The sequence below is a fragment of the Pseudomonas sp. IT-P44 genome, from assembly GCF_949768225.1.
Taxonomy (GTDB): domain Bacteria; phylum Pseudomonadota; class Gammaproteobacteria; order Pseudomonadales; family Pseudomonadaceae; genus Aquipseudomonas; species Aquipseudomonas migulae.
The window spans coordinates 174,604-198,378 of the sequence record NZ_CATKQM010000057.1 but is presented as its reverse complement, the minus strand read 5'-3'; the positions used below and the strand labels follow the sequence as shown (position 1 = coordinate 198,378).

General features: G+C 58.9%; 18 protein-coding genes. 8 read left to right on the top strand and 10 right to left on the bottom strand.

Annotation, left to right across the window (positions count from 1 at the left end; translation table 11 throughout):
- Positions 1 to 3: 3 nt before the first annotated feature.
- From ACM6IO_RS24680 to ACM6IO_RS24650, 7 genes are all read right to left on the bottom strand, one after another.
- Positions 4 to 930, bottom strand: coding sequence for a carbohydrate ABC transporter permease (locus ACM6IO_RS24680; protein WP_032828623.1), 927 nt, complete (start codon positions 928 to 930; stop codon positions 4 to 6).
- A gap of 146 nt (positions 931 to 1,076) precedes the next feature.
- Complete coding sequence (locus ACM6IO_RS24675; protein ID WP_008044262.1) at positions 1,077 to 2,387, bottom strand: ABC transporter substrate-binding protein; 1,311 nt, start codon at positions 2,385 to 2,387, stop codon at positions 1,077 to 1,079.
- 318 nt (positions 2,388 to 2,705) lie between these two features.
- Entirely contained in the window at positions 2,706 to 3,611 is a 906-nt protein-coding gene (locus tag ACM6IO_RS24670) for an AraC family transcriptional regulator (RefSeq protein WP_008026553.1), read from the bottom strand.
- Positions 3,612 to 3,706: 95 nt separating this feature from the next.
- Positions 3,707 to 4,582, bottom strand: a complete 876-nt coding sequence (locus ACM6IO_RS24665; protein ID WP_414912415.1) for a phospholipase — start codon at positions 4,580 to 4,582, stop codon at positions 3,707 to 3,709.
- A gap of 119 nt (positions 4,583 to 4,701) precedes the next feature.
- Positions 4,702 to 5,595, bottom strand: a complete 894-nt coding sequence (locus tag ACM6IO_RS24660) for a phospholipase (protein ID WP_414912414.1) — start codon at positions 5,593 to 5,595, stop codon at positions 4,702 to 4,704.
- A 50-nt stretch (positions 5,596 to 5,645) separates the two neighbouring features.
- Positions 5,646 to 6,947: a glycosyltransferase gene (locus ACM6IO_RS24655; RefSeq protein ID WP_414912413.1), complete on the bottom strand. Its 1,302-nt coding sequence runs from the start codon at positions 6,945 to 6,947 to the stop codon at positions 5,646 to 5,648.
- Positions 6,948 to 7,038: 91 nt separating this feature from the next.
- Positions 7,039 to 7,404, bottom strand: a complete 366-nt coding sequence (locus ACM6IO_RS24650) for a response regulator (protein ID WP_414912412.1) — start codon at positions 7,402 to 7,404, stop codon at positions 7,039 to 7,041.
- Between the two features lie 262 nt (positions 7,405 to 7,666).
- On the opposite strand from ACM6IO_RS24650, the gene ACM6IO_RS24645 reads away from it, so the two are divergent.
- The 5 genes from ACM6IO_RS24645 to ACM6IO_RS24625 all read left to right on the top strand — a co-directional run bounded on the left by ACM6IO_RS24645 (position 7,667) and on the right by ACM6IO_RS24625 (position 14,211).
- Complete coding sequence (locus tag ACM6IO_RS24645; RefSeq protein ID WP_414912411.1) at positions 7,667 to 11,158, top strand: response regulator; 3,492 nt, start codon at positions 7,667 to 7,669, stop codon at positions 11,156 to 11,158.
- A complete protein-coding gene (locus ACM6IO_RS24640; RefSeq protein WP_008044275.1) occupies positions 11,158 to 11,991 on the top strand; it encodes a CheR family methyltransferase in 834 nt (277 codons plus the stop codon). The genes ACM6IO_RS24645 and ACM6IO_RS24640 overlap by 1 nt, the downstream gene beginning before the upstream one ends.
- On the top strand, positions 11,988 to 12,581 hold the full coding sequence (locus ACM6IO_RS24635; RefSeq protein ID WP_192227133.1) for a chemotaxis protein CheB: 594 nt from the start codon (positions 11,988 to 11,990) through the stop codon (positions 12,579 to 12,581). Before ACM6IO_RS24640 ends, ACM6IO_RS24635 begins: the two co-directional genes overlap by 4 nt.
- On the top strand, positions 12,575 to 13,756 hold the full coding sequence (locus ACM6IO_RS24630; protein ID WP_192227134.1) for a hybrid sensor histidine kinase/response regulator: 1,182 nt from the start codon (positions 12,575 to 12,577) through the stop codon (positions 13,754 to 13,756). The genes ACM6IO_RS24635 and ACM6IO_RS24630 overlap by 7 nt, the downstream gene beginning before the upstream one ends.
- Positions 13,757 to 13,833: 77 nt before the next feature.
- A complete protein-coding gene (locus ACM6IO_RS24625) occupies positions 13,834 to 14,211 on the top strand; it encodes a response regulator (RefSeq protein ID WP_008026542.1) in 378 nt (125 codons plus the stop codon).
- Between the two features lie 182 nt (positions 14,212 to 14,393).
- Here ACM6IO_RS24625 and ACM6IO_RS24620 read toward each other — a convergent pair whose 3' ends face one another.
- The gene (locus tag ACM6IO_RS24620; protein WP_414912410.1) at positions 14,394 to 15,449 is read right to left on the bottom strand and encodes a tetratricopeptide repeat protein; all 1,056 of its coding nucleotides are present in this window, start codon (positions 15,447 to 15,449) and stop codon (positions 14,394 to 14,396) included.
- Between the two features lie 179 nt (positions 15,450 to 15,628).
- Here ACM6IO_RS24620 and ACM6IO_RS24615 point away from each other — a divergent pair, with 179 nt between their 5' ends.
- The 3 genes from ACM6IO_RS24615 to ACM6IO_RS24605 are packed head-to-tail and all read left to right on the top strand — an operon-like array spanning position 15,629 to position 18,936.
- On the top strand, positions 15,629 to 17,776 hold the full coding sequence (locus ACM6IO_RS24615) for an FUSC family protein (protein ID WP_414912409.1): 2,148 nt from the start codon (positions 15,629 to 15,631) through the stop codon (positions 17,774 to 17,776).
- A complete protein-coding gene (locus ACM6IO_RS24610) occupies positions 17,766 to 17,966 on the top strand; it encodes a DUF1656 domain-containing protein (protein ID WP_008026537.1) in 201 nt (66 codons plus the stop codon). The genes ACM6IO_RS24615 and ACM6IO_RS24610 overlap by 11 nt, the downstream gene beginning before the upstream one ends.
- A gap of 4 nt (positions 17,967 to 17,970) precedes the next feature.
- Positions 17,971 to 18,936 carry a biotin/lipoyl-binding protein gene (locus ACM6IO_RS24605; protein ID WP_414912408.1) on the top strand — a complete coding sequence of 322 codons (966 nt, stop codon included), beginning with the start codon at positions 17,971 to 17,973 and terminating at the stop codon, positions 18,934 to 18,936.
- 231 nt (positions 18,937 to 19,167) lie between these two features.
- Here ACM6IO_RS24605 and ACM6IO_RS24600 read toward each other — a convergent pair whose 3' ends face one another.
- Together ACM6IO_RS24600 and ACM6IO_RS24595 are read right to left on the bottom strand one after the other, a co-directional pair.
- Entirely contained in the window at positions 19,168 to 20,589 is a 1,422-nt protein-coding gene (locus ACM6IO_RS24600; RefSeq protein WP_207284355.1) for an efflux transporter outer membrane subunit, read from the bottom strand.
- On the bottom strand, positions 20,586 to 23,765 hold the full coding sequence (locus ACM6IO_RS24595) for an efflux RND transporter permease subunit (RefSeq protein ID WP_008026283.1): 3,180 nt from the start codon (positions 23,763 to 23,765) through the stop codon (positions 20,586 to 20,588). Before ACM6IO_RS24595 ends, ACM6IO_RS24600 begins: the two co-directional genes overlap by 4 nt.
- Between the last annotated feature and the right edge of the window lie 10 nt (positions 23,766 to 23,775).

The following is a 23,775-nucleotide window of genomic DNA, read 5'->3' as shown; positions in this document are numbered from 1 at the left end:
GCCTCAGGCTTTGTCTGTCAGGTTTTTGCCGATCATGCGCACCAGCACAATGGCCGCGATGTTGGCGATCACCACCGCAATCAAACCGCCGGCGGACGCCATGCCGACGTCGAACTGCACCAGCGCCTGGTTGTAGATCAGGTAGGCGAGGTTGGTCGAGGCGTAGCCGGGGCCGCCGTTGGTGGTGGTGAAGATTTCGGCGAACACCGAGAGCAGGAAGATGGTTTCGATCATCACCACGACGGCAATCGGTCGCGCCAGGTGCGGCAGGGTCAGGTGCCAGAAGATCGCAATCGGCCCGGCACCGTCGAGGCGCGCGGCTTCTTTCTGTTCCTGATCGAGGGACTGCATGGCGGTCATCAGGATCAGGATCGCGAAGGGCAGCCATTGCCAGGACACAATGATGATGATCGACAGCAGCGGGTAGTGCGCCAGCCAGTCCACCGGTTGCGCGCCGAACAGTTTCCAGACGTAGGCGAGAATCCCCGACACCGGGTGGAAAATCAGGTTCTTCCAGATCAGCGCACCGACGGTGGGCATGATGAAAAACGGCGAGATCAACATCACCCGCACGACGCCGCGACCGAGAAAATCACTGGCCTCCAGCAACGCACTGATCAACACCCCGAGCACCACACTGATCAGCAATACGCTGCCCACCAGCAACAAGGTGTTGGTGGCGCCGGGCATGAACCCGGAGTCCGTCAGGAAGTAGGTGAAGTTCTCAAGCCCCACGAACTCGTTCTCGCCCGGGTTGAGCAGGTTGTAGCGGATCATCGAGAAGTAAACAGTCATGCCCAGCGGCACGATCATCCACAGCAGCAACAAGGCCACCGAGGGGCTGACCAGAAACCAGCCGGGGTTGGCCAACCGGCTTTTACGCACCGGCTGGGGAATGTCCATGTGAGCTTTGGCAGTTGAAATATTCATGGCGTTAAAACCTTAAGAACAAGCAATGAAGATCCCCTGTAGGAGCGAGGCTTGCCCGCGAAAGCGATGGTTCTGGCGAAAGATATTTGTCGGATGTACCGACGCTTTCGCGGGCAAGCCTCGCTCCTACAGGGGGCTTTGCGGGGTTACTTGGGGTAACCCGCGCGCTTCATCTCACGCTCTGTGGTTTGCTGGGCGGCGGTCAGGGCCTGGTCGACCGTGGTCTGACCGATCAGTGCCGCCGAAAACGACTTGCCTACCTGAGTGCCAATGCCCTGGAACTCGGGGATGGTCACCAGCTGAATGCCGATGTAAGGCACAGGCTTGAGCGTCGGCTTGCTTGGGTCCGCCGTTTTCAGCGACTCGAGCGTGACCTTGGCAAATGGCGCGGCGCTCATGTACGCCTCGCTGTAAGTCGAGGCCCGCGTGCCTGGCGGTACGTTGGCAATGCCGTCCTTTTCCGCGACCAGTGCGCCGTATTCCTTGGAGGTTGCCCAGGCACTGAAGGTCTTCGCCGCGTCCTTGGCTTTGGAGCTGGTTGGAATCGCCAGCGCCCATGAATAGAGCCAGGCCGAGCCTTTGTCAGTGGTCTGGTGCGGCGCGTAGGTGAAGCCCACGTGCTCGCTGACCTTGCTCTGGGTTTTGTCGGTGACGAACGAGCCGGCGACGCTGGCATCGACCCAGATCGCGCATTTGCCGCTGTTGAACAGCGCCAGGTTTTCGTTGAAGCCGTTGCTCGACGCGCCCGGTGGGCCTGACTTCTTCATGGTGTCGACGTAGAAATTCAGGGCGTTTTTCCACTCGGGGCCGGTGAATTCCGGTTGCCACTTCTCATCGAACCAGCGCGCGCCATAAGCATTGGCGACGGTGGTGATCAGCGCCATGTTCTCGCCCCAGCCGGCCTTGCCGCGCAGGCAGATGCCGTACTGCTCTTTATCCTTGTTGGTGAGTTTGCTGGCGAATTCGCCGATCTGTTCCCAGGTCGGATGTTCCGGCATGGTCAGCCCGGCGTCCTTGAACAGGTCGGTGCGGTAATAGGTGATGGAGCTTTCGGCGTAGAACGGCAAGGCATACAGCGAACCCTTGACTGACAGGCCCTCACGTACCGAAGGGAACACGTCGTCGAGGTCATAAGTGGCCGGCAAATCCTTCATCGGTTCCAGCCAGCCCTTGGCGCCCCAGAGTGCAGCTTCGTACATGCCGATGGTCAGCACGTCGAACTGCCCGCCCTGAGTGGCGATGTCGGTGGTCAGGCGCTGACGCAGGACGTTTTCTTCGAGCACCACCCAATTGAGCTTGATGTCCGGGTGCTCGGCTTCGAAGGTTTTCGAGAGCTTTTGCATGCGGATCATGTCGCTGTTGTTGACGGTGGCGATGGTCAGGGTCTGAGCGCCGAGGCTGACGCTGCTGAGGGTCATGCAGGTGAGGGCTAGCAGAGCTTTTACAGAAGGTTGCATCGTGCACTCCTTTTCTGCACCCGGAGGGGACAGAAGGACGGTTATTGTTTTTGTGTCTTCCGGGGCAGGAAGAATGTGCGCTGATTACAGCCTTCAATTGAGGATGAGACAAATCATCCATCGCACTTGAATCGATACTATTTTGCACTGCTGTCAGGGGTGGGGGATGCAGGGACAGGCATCACAGCGGTGTGCGGGGATAGAATTTGTACAGGTTTTGAGGGCCCATTCGCGGGCAAGCCTCGCTCCTACAAGAACCTGTAGGAGCGAGGCTTGCCCGCGAAGGCGATCTGGAAATCAACGCATGACCCGAATGGATTAACCCAGATTCTGCTCAGTCAACCGCTGCACCGCCAACCGCCGATAATGCGATGGCGTCATGCCTTTCAACTGCTGAAAACGCCGATTGAAATTGGAGATATTGTTGAAGCCCGACTCGAAGCACACATCGGTCACCGGTTTGTCGCCGTCGGCCAGCAGTTCACAGGATTTGCTGATGCGCAGCCGGTTGACGAACTCGATGAAGCAGCGCCCGGTGGCTTGCTTGAACACGCGACTGAAATAGGTCGGCTTCATGCCCAGGTGCTCGGCGACTTCCTCCAGCGGCAGTTCACGGGCGTAGTGGGCAAAGATGTAATCCACCGCGCGGTTGGTGCGATCGATATTGTGTTCATCCGCCAGTTGCGGCGTTGTGGCACCGGACAGCAGTTGGTAGTCGTCGGTGGCTGCGAGCAGCTCCAGCAAAATGAAAAAGTGCCCGAGGCGGGTCATGCCTTTGGTGTCGGCGATCCGCTGCATCAAGGTCATCGCCTGGCGGATGGTGTGTTTGCAGCGAAATTCGATGCCGTACTGCGCGCGCTCCAGCAAGGGCGCCAGTGTCTTGAGTTCGGCAAACACCTGATGGCCGCTCTCGAACAACTCGTCGGTGAAATTGACCAGCATGTCCCGCTTGGGCACCACTTCGTCCTCGGCGACCTGGCTGATCCAGTTGTGGGGCAGGTTGGGGCCGGTGAGGAAGAGAGTTTCCGGATAGAAGTTGCCGATGTAGTCGCCAATGAACACCTTGCCGGAGCTGGCGACGATCAGGTGCAGTTCGTATTCCTTGTGAAAATGCCAGCGTACCAAGGGGCAGGGGAAACCGTGCTGGCGATAGATGATCGACAACCCGTTATGGTCGTCCATCAGTTCGTAGGAAGGATCGGTGACTCTGGCAGTCCGGGTCATATCAGGGCGCTTTTATTGTTATTGCGCCCTGATCATGCCTCTTTACCGGCCGACATTGCCAGCCTGGGGCATGTCGACCGACGTCATGCGCCCGGTTACGGATGCAGGTCGCCGCCATAAACCGCCTTCATGCTCGACGCGCTCCAGCAGTAACGCACGATGTCTGACTCATCGAAAAAGTCGGTGCTGACAATGCTGCATCGCGTCACCCAGTCCCGGGTCGGGTTGAACCAGGCGTTGATCTGGTTCTTGATGTCCTGAGGCCCGCCCAGAAAACCGTAGCTGGTGGCCGATAACGACCAGAGAAAGCTCTCGAATGGTGCGTCTTGCAGCCCGTTGGCAATGTGCCGTTCCAGTTCCGCCGTGTCGGTGAAGGTTTCGCCGCTCCATTTGTGCGGGATGCGTGGCCAGAAGTAATCATCCTCCAGCCCCGCCACAACGTGCGCTGCCAGCACCAGCCTGCGGCGGGTGCTCATGCGTTTGAGTTGGCCCACCGTTTTCGACGCGTCGTAGGACGGTATGACTCGGTGCCCGAGTCGACTCACCAGCAGGTCATTGAGTTTCTTGTGGTCAAAACGCTTGGCACCGTCGCCCATTTGGTGGAAGTCGAAGACGATGAACTCGTCCGGGTTTTGATCAAGGAACGCGGTTGTCGCGTCGATCAGCTCATCAAGGACACGATGAGACTGAAAGCCATTGTGATGAAAGTAGAAGATCGATTGATCGCGCCCCTCGGTGTAACCAAGTCGGATATCAAATGCCCGTGCACCATTGGCCAGTTGCCACGCAAATGAATCGTTTTGGCACGTGGTCCAGTTACCAATGACAACATCATAGTTGGGGGCTTTTTTGTCCATGCCGCTGTTGTGAGTGCCTGGCCAGATCAAGTCAGTCAACTTCAGGCGATCGATGTCGAGCACATTACTCATCCATTTCTTTTTGTCGAACGTACCTTGTAAAGATTGGGTCATTGTCATTCCTGATAGTGGCTTCAGCCCATCCGTGGGATGAAGTGGATATATGTAGTTTCAAGCATAGGGGTGCGTTCCAGCATTGCCAGTGACGGAAACATCTGCACAAATTAATAGTGTCAGGCGTTGGCTTTGATCAGATTGGCCATCCGGCAATGGCTGACCAGATTCGATGTTTCAAAAAAGTCTGCATTGATAATGCTGCACCTTAGAATCCACTCGCTGACGGCCGGGTCAAACCATTGATCAAGCTCTTCGCCGATGTTCACCGGACCGCCTACGGCGTGGTAACTGGTGGCGGAGAGCGACCATGGCATGTCGCTGGTTGGCGGGTATCGCATGACCTGCGTGATATGCGCGTTGAGATCACTGATGCTGGTCGTCCCGATTCCGCTCCATTCGTGCGGAATGTACCGGCAAAACAAGGTGGCATCGAAGCTCGGGTGATATTCGGCGGCAACCAGCACGCGCCGGGCATGACTGGCCCGTTTCAATTGACCGAGTGTCAGGTCCGCATTCCTGTAAGGAATTATCCGGTCACCCAAATGAGTCATCAGCAGGCGGTTGAACTCCCGATGGTCAAAGGCCTGGTTGCCTGCATTCAACTGATGAAAATCCAGCACGATGAATTCATCGGGGTTTTCCTGCAGAAACCGGATCACGCTCGTGATCAGGTCTTCCAGGGAGCGGGAGGAGCGAAAACCGTTGTGCTGGCACCAGAAGGTTCCGACGCCATTGCGACCGATTTCATACTCCAGCCTGACATCGAGCGCGCGGGCGCCTTGGGTCAATTGATAATAGAACGTATGAGTCTGGCAAGCGGCCCAGTGACTGATGCCCGGCGCCGCATACGAGGCCTTTTTGTCCACGCCGGCATTATGCGCGCCAGGTAAAACCAGTTCCGCAAGCGAGAGTGAATCAATGACCGGAAGTTGGGTCATCCAACTATTGGTTGTAAATGATTGGTTGTTGTAGATGAAATTAAGCTTAGTTGCTGTTAGATCGTTATTCATTGTGCGTCCTTGCACAGTAGGTTAATCGTCAGAGGAGACGATTCTAACGATCAAGTGTCATCTTTAGTTCTGTTTTTCGCTTCAATCCATTGCGCCATGTATTGAGTGCTTTTATGTTGGTGGTGGCGCAACATGCTGCCGGTAAAGTTGTCCCGTCTTAGTGTCGACAGGTGCTGTTGGCAATACTCGAGTTTTGCAATCAACGCCGGGCCGTGGGTGTGCAGCTGATAACGTTCGGCCAGCAGTTCCAGGCCAACAGCCTGGGCGTTCAACCATTGGGCCTGGTCTTTATAGAGTTGCACCGCGCTATCGGCAAACTCGCGTGCCGTGCGGGTCACGGCGCCCGGCCAGGGGCCTTGGCCATACATCGCTTCGGCACCGATCGGCGTGGTGACATTCGGCGTACCGCAAATCATCGCATCGACGATTTTGCCCTTGATGCCCGCACCGAAACGCAACGGCGCCAGGCACACGCGAGCGGCCGACATCACTTGCAACGCGTCTTCTGCCCAGTTCATTACATGGAAACCTTGCGCCGCATTGTGCAGCGCGGTCGCCTTGGGTGGCGTGTAGGCTCCGTAGATGAGCAAACGAGCGGTGGGCAATTGCTCGCGAATCAATGGCCAAATGGTGGTTTTCATCCAGAGCACCGCATCCCAGTTGGGCGCGTGACGGAAGTTGCCGATACTGAGGAAGTCCGCGCGCTCCTCAAAACCCGCCGGCGGCGCGCTCGGTGGATCGACCATCAACGGGCACCAGTGCAGCAGGCTGCGCGGCACCTTGAACTGCTCGACCAGCAACTCGATTTCCGTTTCGGAAATCATCAGGTTCAAGTCGCAGCGATACAGCGCAGCGATTTCCCGTTTCGCCAGGTCGGTGTCGGCCATCAGTTCGAACTCTTCACGCAAGGCCGGTGCGAACAGCCCGCTGAAGTCATTGTCGTCGTCGCTGGCCTTCAACCGGTCCTTGAGCCGTTGATGCCGGGCATGGCGCAGGCTTTGCAAATCCTGCGTTCCGAGCACGCGCAAGGCATCGGGGCAGTGCTTCTCGACACGCCAGCCGAACTGTTCTTCCATCATGAATTGCTCGAACAGCACGATGTCCGGCGCCAGTTCGCGGACAAACACATCGAAACTGCTGTTGTTCAGTTCGATCGGCACTTCACGAATGCCCAGCGCCGTCAGGTCTTCCTGATGTTCGCCAGCACCGGCGGGGCTGCTGAAGGTCACGTCCCAGCCTTGTTGCAGAAACGTCCCGAGCAGTTGCATCACATACCCACCCGCCGCGGAAGAGCGTGGCTCGGGCCAGACGTAGCCGATAACCAGGACTTTGGTGGCGCGGGGCAGACTCATGCAGGGAGATTCCTTGAAGCGGGCAGGGGAATAAAAGCGGGGCGCAATTAAACCACAGCCGAGGACGATTCCTCAGCCCGCTCAACGACGGCTAGGCATTACCGAGAATGCCTTTGACCTTGTCGCGCAATTGATCAATGGAAAACGGTTTGCCGATCACATGCATTCCGGCGGGCACCTCAATATTTTCTGCGTAGCCGCTGGCAAACAGGACGGGCAGTTCCGGGCGAACCATGCGCGCCTGCGTGGCCAGTTCGCGGCCATCCATGACCGGCAAACCGACGTCGGTCATCATCAGATCGATGTATTGATCTTCATCATTGAGAAATTCCAGCGCCTGCTCGCATCCGTTCGCCTCCAGAACCTTGAATTCCAGCTCCTCCAGCACATCGACGATCAGCATGCGCACAATGTCGTCGTCTTCAACGACCAGGATGATGGATGTTTCAGCGGACATAATGGGGGTTCTCAACAGTTGAATTCGCAGTGACCGGCCGATCAAAAACGCCGGGCTCTAGCATGAGTAAGTAACGGACCCCGACAAGTTCCCGACCCCACTGGAAAAAGAATAGCCGTACCAGGGCGGACAAGGATAACCGCTCCTTTGCGCTGGGGCAGTTGAATGTAGGATTTAGCGCACAATCACGTCAGAAAATTGGATCAAAGCGGCAGATTTGAGGCAGACTCCCTGCATTCCAACAGTTCGACAAGGCCCTCCCATGACCACTGCGTCTTCGGTTGACGAGCAACGATTTCGTAAACTCCTGAGCCGCAACGTCAGCCTGCCGTTGGGTGTCGGTGTGCTCAGCGCGGTGTTCTTTGTCTCGCTGATCACCTATCTGCTGTCGGTGATCCAGTGGGTCCAGCACACCGACCGGGTGATCAATAACGCCAATGAAGCGGTCAAGCTGACCGTCGATCTGGAGACCGGCATGCGCGGTTTCCTGCTCAGTGGCGACGAGAGATTTCTTGAACCCTACGAAACCGCCAAGCCGAGAGTCGCGGTAGCGGTCAAGACCTTGCTCGAACTGACGGCGGACAACCCGGTGCAAACCGACCGCCTGCAACGGCTCCAGGCCCTGCAGAATGAATGGGCGGCTTACGCGCAGAACATGATCGACTTGCAGCATGCGGGCGGTGACTACCGCAGCGTCATCAAGGCCGGACGCGGCAAACGCCTGACCGATGAAATCCGCAAGCAATTCGAAGACGTGATCGACATGGAGCAGCAGTTACGCGCCACGCGTAACGAAGAAGTGCGCCGCAGCACGATCTGGAGCATCAGCCTTTATCTGCTGTTCATTGTCGGCATCAGCGGGTTGCTCGCCTACATTGGCCGTCGGGATCTGCTCAACCTTTCGCAAAGCTACAGCGCCAACCTGGCCGCGCAGCAGGCCAGTGCTCATCGACTGGAACAGCAGGCCTGGCTGCGCAATGGCCAGACCGAGCTGGCCGAGCAAGTGCTGGGGCAACTGTCGCTCAATCTGCTGGGGCGCAACATTCTGCAGTTTTGCGCGCAATACCTCGGCACGGCGGTGGCGGCTATTTATGTACGTGAAGAACATGGCGGCCTCAAGCGCATTGCCTCTTACGGTTTTTCCCGTGAGCAGGAAGCCCTTGAACAACAGATTTACAGCGACGAAGGGATTGTCGGGCAAGTGGCGCAACAGGCGAAGCTGATACGCCTCGACAATGTGCCAAGCAACTATTTCAAGGTCAGTTCCGGCCTTGGTGAAGGCTTGCCGCACAGCGTGCTGGTGGTGCCGACCAGCGATGACGATCGGGTCAACGGGGTCATCGAACTCGGCTTCCTGCGCCCGTTGAACGACCGCGACATCGAACTGCTCGAACTGATTGCCGGCAACATCGGCACTTCCATCGAGGCCGCGCGCTATCGTCAACGCTTGCAGGAAGTGCTGGCCGAAACCCAGCAACTCAACGAAGAACTGCAAGTCCAGCAGGAAGAACTCAAGACCGCCAATGAAGAGCTTGAAGAACAATCGAGGGTTCTCAAGGAATCCCAGGCGCACCTGGAAACCCAACAGGTCGAGCTGGAGCAGACCAACGAACAGCTTGCCGAACAGGCCCTGACTCTGGCCGAGCAACGCGATGCCATGGACCTGAAGAACACCGAACTCAATCAGGCCCAGGCCCAGCTCGAAGAGCGCGCAGAAGAGTTGCAGCGCTCTAGCAAGTACAAGTCCGAATTCCTCGCCAACATGTCCCACGAATTGCGCACGCCGCTGAACAGTTCGTTGATCCTGGCCAAGTTACTGGCGGAAAACCCGCAGGAAAACCTCAGCGCCGAACAGGTCAAATTCGCCGAGTCGATCTATTCGGCCGGTAACGATTTGCTGAACTTGATCAACGACATTCTCGACATCTCCAAGGTCGAGGCCGGCAAGCTGGATATGCGTCCGGAAAACACCAGCGTCGCCCGTCTGGTGGACGGTTTGCGCGGGATGTTCCAGCCACTGGCGACGGACAAGCAGCTGGATTTCCAGGTCGATGTGCAGCCCGGCGCACCGATGATGATTTTCACCGACCGCCAGCGTCTGGAGCAGGTGGTGAAGAATCTGCTGTCCAACGCGGTGAAGTTCACCGAGAAAGGCGCGGTCAGCCTGACCGTCGCCAGCCAGCCCGGCGACGGCATTGCCTTTATCGTCCGCGATTCCGGGATCGGTATCGCACAAGAGCAGCAGGAAAGCATTTTCGAAGCGTTCCGCCAGGCCGATGGCACCACCAATCGCCGTTACGGCGGCACCGGGCTGGGCCTGTCGATTTCCCGCGATCTGGCGGCACTGCTCGGCGGTTCCATCAGCGTCACCAGCGAACCGGGGCAGGGCAGTGTGTTCACCCTGGTCTTGCCGCAGCAATACGTTGAACCGGGCGAGACACCGCTCGAGCCGATGCAGGCCTCACCGGTTGCGCTGACGCCGAGAGCACCGGCACCTGCCCTGGTGCCGCTGATCGCCGAAGTCGATATCCCGCGTTTCGACGATGATCGAGGCAAGGCACCTTTCACCACTCGCTGCATTCTGGTGGTGGAAGATGAGTCAAACTTCGCGCACATCCTCTACGATCTGGCCCACGAACTGGGTTATCAGTGCCTGGTGGCCCACGGCGCCGACGAAGGTTATGACCTGGCGAAGGAATACATTCCCGACGCCATCCTGCTGGACATGCGCCTGCCGGACCACTCTGGCCTGACCGTGTTGCAGCGCCTGAAGGAACACGCCGAAACCCGACACATCCCGGTGCACGTCATCTCGGTCGAAGACCGGGTCGAAGCCGCGATGCACATGGGCGCCATTGGTTACGCGGTCAAGCCGACCACCCGTGAAGAACTCAAGGACGTGTTTGCCCGCCTCGAAGCCAAGCTGACCCAGAAGGTCAAACGCGTGCTGTTGGTGGAAGACGATGACTTGCAGCGCGACAGCATTGCCCGGTTGATCGGCGACGATGACATCGAGATTACTGCTGTCGGCCTCGCGCAGGATGCGCTGGACCTGCTGCGCACCACCGTTTTCGACTGCATGATCATCGACCTGAAACTGCCCGACATGTTGGGCAATGATCTGCTCAAGCGCATGTCCACCGAGGACATCTGTTCGTTCCCGCCGGTGATCGTCTACACCGGGCGCAACCTCACTCGCGACGAAGAGACCGAACTGCGCAAGTATTCGCGCTCGATCATCATCAAGGGTGCACGCTCACCGGAGCGTCTGCTGGATGAGGTCACACTCTTTTTGCACAAAGTCGAATCGCGGTTGTCCCATGAACGGCAGACGATGCTCAAGACCGCGCGCAGCCGCGACAAGGTCTTCGAGGGTCGCAAAGTGCTGTTGGTGGACGACGATGTGCGCAACATCTTCGCCCTCACCAGCGCGCTGGAGCAAAAGGGCGCAATCGTGGTCATCGGCCGGAACGGTCGTGAGGCGATTGAAAGACTGAATGAAGTGGAGGACATCGATCTGGTGTTGATGGACGTGATGATGCCGGAGATGGACGGTTTCGAGGCGACGAGCCTGATCCGTCAGGACCCGCGCTGGCGCAAGCTGCCGATCATTGCGGTGACGGCCAAGGCCATGAAGGACGATCAGGAGCGTTGCCTGCAGGCCGGCTCCAACGATTACCTGGCCAAGCCCATCGACCTGGATCGCCTGTTCTCGCTGATTCGCGTGTGGTTACCGAAGATGGAACGCATTTAGTGGAACGCAATTATTCAGTGGAGCGAAGTAGCGAAATCGAATTGCGGTTGTTGATCGAGGCGATCTACCTCAAATACAGCTACGACTTTCGTGATTATTCCGGCGCGTCGATCAAACGCCGCGTCCAGCATGCGTTGAGCCAGTTCGAGTGCGCGACCATTTCGGCGCTGCAGGAAAAGGTGCTGCACGATCCAACCGCGTTCATGCAGTTGCTGCAATTGCTGACGATCCCGGTCAGCGAGATGTTCCGCGACCCTTCGCACTTCCTCGCCATTCGCCAGGAAGTGGTGCCGCTGCTCAAGACCTACCCCTCGATCAAGATCTGGATCGCCGGTTGCAGCACCGGAGAAGAGGTGTACTCGATGGCGATTCTGCTGCGCGAGGAAGGTTTGCTCGATCGCACCATCATCTATGCCACCGACATCAATCCGCGCTCCCTGGACAAGGCCAAGCAGGGGATTTTCTCCATGGAGAATGTCCGGGCCTACACTCATAACTACCAGCAGGCAGGTGGCCAGCGTTCATTCGCCGACTACTACACGGCGGCGTATGGCTACGCGATATTCGACAAGAGTTTGTGTGAGAACGTGACCTTCGCCGACCACAGCCTGGCGACCGACAGTGTCTTTTCAGAAACTCAATTAATTTCGTGCCGTAATGTTTTGATTTACTTCAATAAAAAGCTCCAGGACAGGGCGTTCGGGTTGTTCCACGAATCCCTTTGTCATCGCGGTTTTCTGGTGCTGGGCAGCAAGGAAACCCCGGATTTTTCGGCCTTCGGCAACCAGTTCGAGCCGTTGGTCAAACAAGAACGGATCTACCGTAAATCATGAACAGTGCAGCGGATTTGCCTTCTGTGGAGGCTATCGTGATCGGGGCTTCGGCCGGTGGCGTGGAGGCGTTGCTGAGCATCCTCAGCCCTCTGCGCGAAGGCTTCGTGCTGCCGATCATCGTGGTGCTGCACCTGCCGGACGAGCGTCGCAGCCATCTCGCCGACGTGTTTTCCCGAAGAGTCGCCATGCGCGTTGTCGAGGCCCATGACAAGACGCTGATTGAAGCGGGCACGCTGTATTTCGCCACGCCGGGCTATCACTTGTCGGTGGAGCAGGACCGCAGCTTTTCCCTGAGCCTGGAAGACCGCGTGCATTATTCGCGGCCCGCCATCGACTTTCTGTTCTCGTCGGCGGCGGATGCCTACGGTCCCGCCCTGGCCGCCGTGCTGTTGACCGGCGCCAACCGCGATGGCGCCAGCGGTCTGGCCGAAGTCAAACAGCGTGGTGGTCTGACCATCGTCCAGGATCCGAAAGAAGCCCAAGTCGCGACCATGCCCCTGGCGGCGCTGGATGTTCACCAGCCAGACCATGTTCTCCCTATCAACGACATCGGCCGTCTGCTTGTCGAGCTGGAACGAATAGCATGCTAAGTAACATCCAAGCCAAACTGCTGATTGTCGACGATCTGCCGGAGAACCTGTTGGCGCTCGAAGCGCTGATCAAACGCGAAGACCGCATCGTCTACAAAGCCTTGTCCGCCGACGAAGCCTTGTCGCTGCTGCTGCAACACGAATTCGCCATGGCCATTCTCGACGTGCAGATGCCTGGCATGAATGGCTTCGAACTGGCCGAGTTGATGCGCGGCACGGAAAAAACCAAGAACATCCCGATTGTGTTCGTCAGTGCCGCCGGCCGTGAGCTGAACTATGCGTTCAAGGGCTACGAAAGCGGCGCCGTGGACTTCCTGCACAAGCCGCTGGATATCCACGCGGTCAAGAGCAAGGTCAACGTGTTCGTCGATCTGTTCCGCCAGAGCAAGGCCATGAAGCAGCAGGTCGAAGCGCTGGAGCAGAGCCGCCGCGAGCAGGAAGCGCTGCTTAAACAGTTGCAGAGCACCCAGCAGGAACTGGAGCAGGCGGTGCGCATGCGCGATGACTTCATGTCCATCGTCGCCCACGAAGTGCGTACGCCGCTCAACGGCCTGATCCTCGAAACCCAGCTGCGCAAGATGCACCTGGCGCGCGACAACGCCGCAGCGTTCACCCTGGAAAAGATGCACGCGATGGTCGACCGCGACGAGCGGCAGATCAAAAGCCTGATTCGCCTGATCGAAGACATGCTCGATGTGTCGCGCATTCGCACTGGCAAGTTGTCGATCCGACCGACACGCTTCGATCTGTCGGCGCTGGTGCGCAACTTGTTACAAAATTTCGCCCCGCAGATCGATGCCGCCGAATCCTCGGTCACCCTGGACGCCGAGCATCCGGTGGAGGGCAATTGGGACGAATTTCGCATAGAGCAGGTGATTTCCAACCTGCTGACCAACGCCTTGCGATACGGCGCGAAGAGCCCGATCACCGTGAAGGTGTACAGTGAGAGCGGTCAGGCGCGGGTGGACGTACGCGATCAGGGGATCGGCATTGGTGAAGAAAACCAGAAGCGTATTTTTCAGCAGTTCGAACGGGTTTCGGCCAAACACGCCGTCGCCGGGCTGGGCCTGGGGTTGTTTATTTCAGAACAGATTGTGACCGCCCATGGCGGTACCATTACCGTCGAGAGCCGGATTGGCGAAGGCGCCTTGTTTCGCGTTTGTCTGCCGCTGTAGGAAAACAGCCATTTAAACGCAACCTCTGATCGACCTCACGGTCGTATCAGCAGCTATTGACCGAACAAAGGCTACCCATGAGTGAAGATGCACAAGATGTCGTACTGATCGTCGAGGATGACCCTTCGATCCTGATGGTGCTGTCGGCCTACCTGTCGGGTGAGGGTTACCGGGTATTGCAGGCCGAAAACGGCGAGCAGGCCTTCGAGATTCTGGCGAGCAAGCCGCATCTGGACATGATGATCACCGACTTCCGCCTGCCGGGCGGGATCTCCGGCGTGCAGATCGCCGAACCTGCCGTGAAACTGCGACCGGAGCTCAAGGTGATTTTCATCAGCGGCTACCCGCAGGAAATCCGCGAGACCGACAGTCCGATCACGCGCACGGCGCCGATTCTGGGTAAGCCGTTTGATCTGGATGTGTTGCAGGAAATAATGCAGGACATGCTGTCCTGAGTATGGCTCGACAGGTTGTCCCGGAACCTGTAGGAGCCGGCTTGCCGGCGATGGCGTAAGTTCTGACACTGCGCGTTATCGTTCTTCGCGGGCGAGCCTCGCTCCTACAATGCTGCGTCGTGTTGCCCCGATCCTGTAGGAGCCAGCTTGCTGGCGATGGCGACCACAAGATCAGCGATGATTCAAAGCCCTTGCTGCAGGGCGGGATCATCCGGATTGAGCTGTTCGAGTTGCGCCAACAGAATCTGCACGTTTTGCAGTTGCCCGCTTTCTTTCCAGTAGTTGATCAACAACACCCGTGCCTTGCGGTCGGCCGGATGGCGCTGGACGATTTCCTGCAACTGTTTCTGCGCCGCTTCCAGCTCTTGTTCGCCATGCAGCGTGGTGGCGAGGTCGTAGCGGTAATCCTTGTTGTCCGGTTCCAGCTCCACGGCTTTGGACAGGCCGAGCAGGGCGAACTCACTTTGCCCGTGATGCAGCAACCAGAGCCCCAGGGCATGTTGCAGGTAGGCGGAATCGGGTTGAGCCTTCAATTGTTTGGCCAATAGCAGCCGGGCGGCTTCGCCTTGGCCCTGTTTGTCCAGCACCTCGATCTGCATCACCAGTGCAGGCAGATTGTCAGGTGCAAGGCGCAACGTGTTCTCCAGCGCCTGTTGCGCCGCCTTGAATTCGCCGTTGTGCAGATGCAGCCGGGCCAATTGGTACTGGTTGTCCGCGCTGTCGGGCGCACTCGTGAGCACTTGCTCCCACGCGTCGATCGCCTGCTGCAACGGCCCAAAGTACAAACCAAGGTCGTCCGGCGACAGTCCCAGCAATGCGTTCACGGCGGCAAACCGCACGCTTTGTTCGCTGTCATCGAGCAACGGGCCCAACAGCAGGCTGCGCTGCCCGCTGGGGACTAAACCGCTGATGCTTTTGATCGCAGCGATGCGCACCTCGACGGCCGGGTGTTGCAGGTCTGCGTCTGCCAGTTTCAGGGCGAGCGGGCTGGGATAATTGGGCAGTTCGGCATGCAGCCAGACACGGCGTTTGGGCGAAATGTCAGGGCGCCCCAATTGCTGGTACAAAACCCGCGCTGCGCCCGGTTGCCCGGCCCGCGCCTGGGCCAGCGCTTCGCTGAAACCGCGCTTGATCGCCTCCGGCACCACGGGCGTTGTACTGCGCAGCAACAGCCACGCAAGGCCGATGGCAAACAGGACACAGAGGCTGATGATCAGGTAACGGCGGGACTGGGGCATGCAGGAATCCGGTAGCAGGCAAGCTTTTGCAAGGTTGCCAGCTTCGGTCAGGCCGGGCTGTGAGTCAAACCCTGAGGCCATTGCGCGGCGAATAGTCAGTATTTTTCCTACAAGTGCTGTCGACACTGAAACCCTGTCGAGCCGCCGAAGCAGTGACTACGCTTGCTGGAGATGACCCGATGAGCGTTCCCATGCAACCGCTGCTTCAATACTTCAAGGCAATATTCAACCCTGGCCCAGGGGTGGTGTTGTTCGCCTTGAGAACCATTGCGGCCGGGCTGTTGACGCTGTACCTGGCGTTCCTGTTCGACCTCGACCAACCCAAGTGGTCGATCATGGCGGTGGTCATCGTCAGTCAACCATTGGGCGGAATGGCCCTGGCCCGCAGTTTCGGTCAGGTCATCGGCACCACACTCGGGGCCGTCGTCGCGGTGGTGATCATGGCCATTTTTCCCCAGGCGCCGTTGCCTTTCATCGTGACCCTGGCCTTGTGGCTGGCGTTGTGTACCGCCGGCGGCACCTTGTTGCGCTACACCAGTTCCCAGGCATTTGTCTTGAGCGGCTACACGGCGGTGGTCGTGGCACTGCTGGCAGTACCTGATCAGGACGGCACGTTCCTGTTGGCCGTGACCCGCGTCACCGAAACCTTGTTGGCGGTGGCCTGCGTGTGTGTGGTCAGCCTGCTCACCGCGCGCCCGGAAACCGTGGCCCGGGACTATTTCGCCAAAATCGATCAAGTCATCAAGCTGCTGGCCACCCATGCCGCGGCGGTCATTCGTACCGAAGAAAGCGAGGCTGACTTTCACCGTCGGCAGATGCAACTGCTGGGGGAAATCAGTGCGCTTGAAGGTGTGCGCAGGCATTTGTATTTCGACGCGCCACGGTTACGCAGCGCCAATGGTCTCGTGCAGTTACTGGGCAATCAGCTCGTGTTGCTGACCTCGCGCCTGACGGCGCTGCGTCACCAGCGAGAACTGCTGACCGAGCGTTGGCAAGGGGCATTACCCGAGGAAATCCAGCGTTTGCGCGCCGAAGAGCTGGCCTTCCTCGATCAACTGGCCCTGCAAGGGCGCTCGCTGTCGAGCGAGGCGCGGCACCATTTCGCGGCGCTGCAACAGCGTTTCGATGATCAGGCCTACAAGGCTGAACAACTCACCGAGACGATGCCTGCCACGTTGCGCTCCCTGGCCTGGGCACTGCGTTGGGAGCAGGCCCGGATGCTGGAGCAACTGGGACAGATGCTGGAACTGAGTGACGCAATCCAGGAAGAGCGGGCGGCCAGTAGCGTATTCCGCGGCCAGGAGAATCCGTTGCATCTGGACTATACGCTGGCGGCAATGAACGCAATCCGCGCCTTTACTGCATTGGTGGTGGCCGGGTTCATCTGGATCGATGCCGGTTGGGACGGGGCTCGGGGCGGGATGATTGTGGTGGGGATTCTCTGTTCGCTGATGGCGACTTTCCCTCGGCCATTACTGGCCAGCCAAAGCTTTGCCAGGGGGTTGGGTCTGTCGTTGGTGGTGTCGGCGCTCTATCTGTTCTTGCTGATTCCGATGATCAATGGCTTCGAGCTGCTGGCCTTGCTGCTCGCTCCGTTGCTGTATGCCGTCGCGGTGGGGCTGTCGAGCCCGCCAACCACGGGCACCGGCATCGGCCTCGGATTGACGACGATGCTGTTGCTGGGCCCGCAAAACGTCGGCGTCGGGCAAAACACCGCGATTCAGTGGTTCGAGTTTGCCGGTGCCTATATCAGTGCCACCGCACTTGCACTCAGTGTCTATGCGTTGATCTTCCCGTTCCGACCCGTTTTGCGGATGCGTCGGCTGTTCAATGAGAACTGCCAGCAGGTCTACGCTTTGCTGAAGACCCCGGCCACCGACGAGCAACAATTTGCGTTTGAAAGCCGCATGGTCGACCGCCTGACCATGATGTTGGGGTTGTTGCCGGCGATCAGTGACAAGCATTCCAGAGACCTGTTTGAAGTCAGCCTCGGGTGCATGGCACTGGGCGTGGCGTTGAATCAGCTCAGGCAACAGGCGCAAGACAACACGTTGCTCAGTACCGATCAATTGAACCGTTTGCTGGCGGCGGTCCGCGAGACAGGGCGATTGATTGCCGGGCGCGCCGGGATCGACCTTGAACGGTTGCTGGAGAACCTGCATGTCCTGGGTGATGAAATGGACGATTTGCATCTGGACGTTCATGAACACCTGTGGTCGGTCTTCAGGATGCGCGTGGCGCTATTGATTGTGGTGTCGTTTCTGGAGCGATATCGCGCCTGGTTTCAACCCGCCGAACAGGAAGGAGACCCCATCCTTGCCCATTGACCTGGAAGTAGGCGGCGTCTATTTGCCGCCGATCGCGCAGGCGCTGTTGCTGGCCTTGCCGATTTTCCTGCTACTGGACTGGACCTTGCGCCGTCTCGGTGTGTTGCGGTTCGTCTGGCACGAAGCCTTGTTTGAAGGTGCGTTGTACGCCTGCGTTTGCGCGACGCTGATTCTGGTGATGGGAGCCTGATGCCTTGAAGAAGATCCTTGCCCGGCTCACAACAGTGGCGGTGGTGCTGCTGGCCTTTGTGCTCGGCTGGTTCGCCTGGGAGCATTACACCCGCGCCCCCTGGACTCGCGATGCACGGGTGCGGGCTGATGTGGTGACCTTGTCCGCCGATGTCTCGGGGCGCATTGTCACGTTGAGGGTTCAGGACAATCAGCATGTCGACAAGGGCCAGTTACTGCTGGAGATCGACCCGGCTCGCTACGTCCTCGCAGTGGAGCATGCCAAGCGTTCGGTGGAGGTTTCGAAGGCCACTCTCGGCCAATCCGAAGCAGCGATTGTCGCCAGCGAAGCGCTGCTGCGCCAGCGTCAGAGTGAAGAGCGCCGGCGGCGCACGCTCAAGCAACGCTTCGCGATTTCGGGCGAAGAATGGGAAAAGTCCAGCACAGAGGTGGCGGTAGCACAGGCCGAGTTGCTGCGTAACCAGGCCAACCTGGGGCTGGCGCAGGCCAATGTGCAATTGGCCGTCGCGGCCTTGACCCAGGCGGAACTGGATTTGCAGCGTACCCGGGTCGAAGCGCCCGTCAGCGGTTACGTCACCAACCTGCTGACCCGACAGGGCGACTATGCCGCGGCCGGGGGCGCATTGTTGGCGTTGGTGGACAGCGATTCGTTTTATGTCAGCGGTTATTTCGAAGAAACCAAGCTGCCGAGAATCGGGGAGGGTGATCGGGTCAGGATCGAATTGATGAGCGGCGAAACCTTCGGCGGCACGGTGCAAAGCATTGCCTTCGCCATCGCCGACCGCGAGAACCTGCCCGGCGGCCGCCTGCTGGCCAACATCAACCCCAGTTACACCTGGGTCAAACTGGCGCAACGGGTGCCGGTGCGGATAAAAATCGACGCTGACTATGCCGGCAAGGACAAACTGCGTGCGGGGACAACGGCCACTGTGACCGTGCAGGAAACCCGCACCTCCCAAAATCACCCCTGATCCCCCGTAGGAGCCGGCTTGCTGGCGATGGTCGTTAACGATAATGCGTACGGATTGTTTCACTGCGGCGCACTTGAGACCATCGCCAGCAAGCCGGCTCCTACAATGGACTGTGTTGAGGCTGAAAATGAAGTAATCCTTAAGCCCCCCCAAAAAAAGCCCCGCGACCGAATGAGGCGCAGGGCTAAAAAAGTGGTTGGTTGCGACCAGCCAAAAGAGCTCTATAACGTGTTACTTGCTGGCGACCGTCTCTGGTTGCCAACCGCCACCCAGAGCCTTGTAGATCGCGACGATGCCGCGATAAAGATCGACTTCGGCCTGGGCCTGAGTGTCTTCCGCCGCTAGACGTTCGCGTTGGGCATCGAGCAGGACAAGGAAGTCCGCCGTGCCTTCGCGGTAGCGAATTTCAGCGAGGTCGGCTGCCGCGCGGCTTGATTCACTCTGACGAATCAGCGAAATCAGGCGTTGCTGGCGTTTGCCGTAATCACTGAAGGCGTTTTCCGATTCTTCCAGGGCCAGCAGCACTTGTTGCTCGTAGGTCGCCAAGGCGCCTTCGGCATCCGCGTCGGCACCGCGGATACGGGCTCGAACACTGCCCAGGTCAAACGCCGCCCAAGTGATACTTGGGCCCAGCGCCCAGGCGTTGGCCGCCGAGGAACCGATCTGCGAACCACGTCCGGCGGTCCAGCCGAGGAAGCCGCTGAGGCTGACCCGCGGGAACAGGTCCGCCTTGGCCACACCGATACGCGCCGTGGCCGAAGCCAGTTTGCGCTCGGCGCTGAGAACGTCCGGGCGACGTTGCAGCAGTTCGCCCGGATTACCGATCGGCAGTGCCTTGGCAATCGCCGGCAAGTCTTTCGGGCTCAAGTCAACGGTCAGTTTGTCCGGACGTTCACCCAACAAGGTGGCGATACGGTTTTTCTGCCGAACCTGTTCGGCCTGCAATTGCGGCACGCTGGCTTCGACAGACGCCAGGCGTGCGTCGGCGCGGACCACATCGAGCTGATCACCGACGCCGGCATCGCGCAGGCTTTCGGTGATCTTGCGCGACTCCTGCTGGTTGTTCAGGTTGGCCAGGGCGATTTTTTCCCGCAGTTGCGCACCGCGCAGCTGACCGTAGGCGTCCACCAGTTCGGCAATCATGGTGACTTGCAGTTGGTACAGATCCGCTTCGGCCGCTTGCTGTTCGGCGTCGCTGGATTCCAGGTTGCGCTGGATGCGACCAAACAGGTCCAGTTCCCAGGCCATGTCCAGACCCAGGTCATAGCGTTCGCTATTGACCCGTTTGGTGGTCTCGCCCGGAATCTGGCCTTTGCCCAGATCACTGCTGACGCGGCTGGTGATGGTCGGCATGGCGTCATTGCTGACGTCATCGCGGATCGCCCGGGCCGCCTTCCAGCGAGCGAAGGCGACGCGCAAGTCACGGTTGCCTTGCAGCGATTGCGTCACCAACTGGTTGAGGGTCGGGTCTTCAAACTGCTGCCACCAGATGCCTTCGAAACGCGAGCGGTCGAAGTTTTTCTGACCGGCAGCGCCATCGGTAGCGGTGGTGATGTTCGCCGGTTCGGTGGCCGGGGTCTTGTAGTCCGGGCCGACGGCACAGGCACTCAGGGCCAGTACCAGCAGGCTCGGCAGGAAGGCTTTCAGGCTCATTGTTGCGCCTCCAGTTTCAGGGCCTTGGCCGCTTTGCGTTGTTCACCGCGCTCCACAAAGTTACGAATCAACACGTAGAACACTGGCGTCAGCAACAGACCGAAGAAGGTCACCCCGAGCATCCCGGAGAACACGGCCACACCCATGGCGTGACGCATTTCGGCACCAGCACCGCTGGAGAACACCAGTGGCACCACACCCATGATGAACGCGAAGGAGGTCATCAGGATCGGCCGCAGACGCAGGCGGCAAGCTTCAAGCACCGCAGCCAGCGGGTTCATGCCTTCTTCCTGTTTGTCCTTGGCAAACTCGACGATCAGAATCGCGTTCTTGCAGGCAAGTCCCACCAGTACGATCAAGCCGATCTGAGTGAAGATGTTGTTGTCGCCTCCCGAAGCAATCACACCGGTGATGGCCGACAGCAGGGTCATCGGTACGATCAGGATTACCGCCAGTGGCAGGCTCCAGCTTTCGTACTGCGCCGCGAGTACCAGGAACGCCAGCAATACGCAGAGCGGGAACACGAACAGTGCGGTGTTGCCGGACAGAATCTGCTGGTAGGTCAGGTCGGTCCATTCGTAGGTCATGCCGTTCGGAAGTTCTTCCTTGAGCAATTTCTCGATGGCTTTTTCGGCCTGGCCGGAGCTGTAGCCTGGGGCTGCCGCACCGTTGATTTCAGCGGTGATGAAGCCGTTGTAGTGCATCACGCGGTCCGGGCCCGAGGTGTCGCTGACCTTGATAAAGGTCGCCAGCGGGATCATCTCGCCTTTGTTGTTACGCACTTTCAGCTGACCGATCTGGTCCGGTTCGAGGCGGAACTGCTGCTCGGCCTGGACGTTGACCTGATAGGTACGACCGAAGCGGTTGAAGTCGTTGGCATACAGCGAACCCAGGTAAATCTGCAGGGTGTCGAAGATGTCGCTGACGGCCACGCCGTGAGTCTTGGCTTTTTCCCGGTCGATGGCAGCATCGACTTGCGGCACGTTCACCGTGTAGCTGGTGAACAGGCCTGCCAGTTCCGGCACACCGTGGCTCTTGGTGATGATGTTCATGGTTTCTTTGTACAGCTCGTCGTAGCCCAGGTTGCCCCGGTCTTCGATCTGCAGGCGGAAACCACCGATGGTGCCAAGGCCTTGTACCGGCGGCGGCGGGAAGATCGCCATGTAGGCTTCCTGAATCCCGGCGAACTGGCCGTTCAATGCACCGGCAATCGCACCGGCGGACATGCTCGGGTCTTTACGCTCGTCGAACGGTTTCAGGGTCACGAACACGATGCCGGCGTTAGGGCTGTTGGTGAAGCCGTTGATGGACAGGCCCGGGAACGCTACCGCACTTTCTACACCAGGCTGTTTCAGGGCCAGGTCGGACATGCGTTTGATCACGTCTTCGGTACGGTCCAGACTCGATGCGTCCGGCAATTGCGCGAAGGCCACCAGGTATTGCTTGTCCTGGCCAGGTACGAAACCGGTCGGGGTACTGGAGAAACCGAAGAACGTCAGTACCATCAAGCCTGCATACAACAGCAGGGCAATACCGCTGCTGCGGATAACCCGGCCGACGGTGCCGACATAACTGTGGCTGGCTTTGTCAAAGAAGCGGTTGAACGGACGGAACAGCCAGCCACCGAAGATCTTGTCCAGCACCTTGGAGAAACGGTCTTTCGGCGCGTCGTGGCTTTTGAGCAACACGGCGGCCAGTGCCGGCGACAGGGTCAGCGAGTTGAAGGCCGAGATCACTGTCGAGATCGCGATAGTCAGGGCGAACTGTTTGTAGAACTGCCCGGTCAACCCGGAGATAAACGCCGCCGGGATAAACACCGCACACAGCACCAGCGCCGTGGCGATGATCGGGCCCGTTACTTCACGCATAGCGCGCTTGGTCGCTTCGACCGGCGTCAGCCCGAGTCCGATGTTTCGCTCGACGTTTTCCACCACCACGATGGCGTCGTCCACCACGATACCGATGGCCAATACCAGGCCGAACAATGACAAGGCGTTCAGCGAGAAGCCGAACAAGTGCATCACTGCAAACGTACCGATCAGCGAAACCGGAACCGCCACCAACGGAATGATCGAGGCACGCCAGGTTTGCAGGAACAGGATCACGACCAGAACCACGAGGATCAGTGCTTCGAAGAGGGTGTGTACCACCGCTTCGATGGAACCGCGCACGAAGATCGTCGGGTCATAAACGATGCTGAAATCCATGCCTTCCGGGAAGCTCTTCTTCAGCTCCGCCATCTTGTCGCGCACTTCGTTGGAGATTTCGATCGCGTTGGAACCTGGACGCTGGAAGATCGGGATCGCCACCGCCGGCTGGTTGTTCAGCAAGGAACGCAGGGCGTATTGGCTGGAACCCAGCTCGACGCGCGCGATGTCTTTCAGACGGGTGATTTCACCGTTGTCGCCGGAGCGAATGATGATGTTCTCGAACTCTTCTTCGGAAACCAGACGACCCTGAGTGTTGACCGACAGCTGGAACGCGGTGGCATTCGGCGCAGGCGGGGCACCCAAGGCACCGGCAGCGACTTGACGGTTTTGTTCGCGGATCGCGGTTACGACATCGGTCGCGGTCAGATTGCGCGAAGCGGTCTTGTTCGGATCGAGCCATACCCGCAGCGAGTAGTCGCCCATACCAAACAGCTGCACATCACCGACACCGCCCAGACGCGCCAGCTCATCCTTGATGTTGAGCAAGGCGTAGTTGGACAGGTAGAGCATGTCGTAGCGTTTGTCCGGCGAGGTCAAGTGCACGACCATGGTCAGGTCGGGCGATGCCTTGTCCACGGTGATACCAATGCGCGTCACTTCTTCTGGAAGTTTCGGCTCGGTCCGGGTCACGCGGTTCTGCACCTGCACCTGGGCGTTGTCCAGGTCGGTGCCCAGCGCGAAGGTGATGGTCAGGGTGATCTTGCCGTCAGCGGTGGACTGCGAGGACATGTACAACATGTTCTCGACGCCGGTGATGGCTTGCTCCAGAGGAGCGGCCACGGTTTCACCGATGACTTTTGGGTTGGCGCCCGGGAAGTTGGCACGGACCACAACGGTCGGCGGCACGACTTCCGGGTATTCGCTGATCGGCAACTGGAACAGCGAGATGGCACCGGCGATCAGGATCAGCAGCGACAGCACCGCTGCAAAGATCGGCCTTGAAATGAAGAATTGGGAAAAATTCATCGGAGTCGTT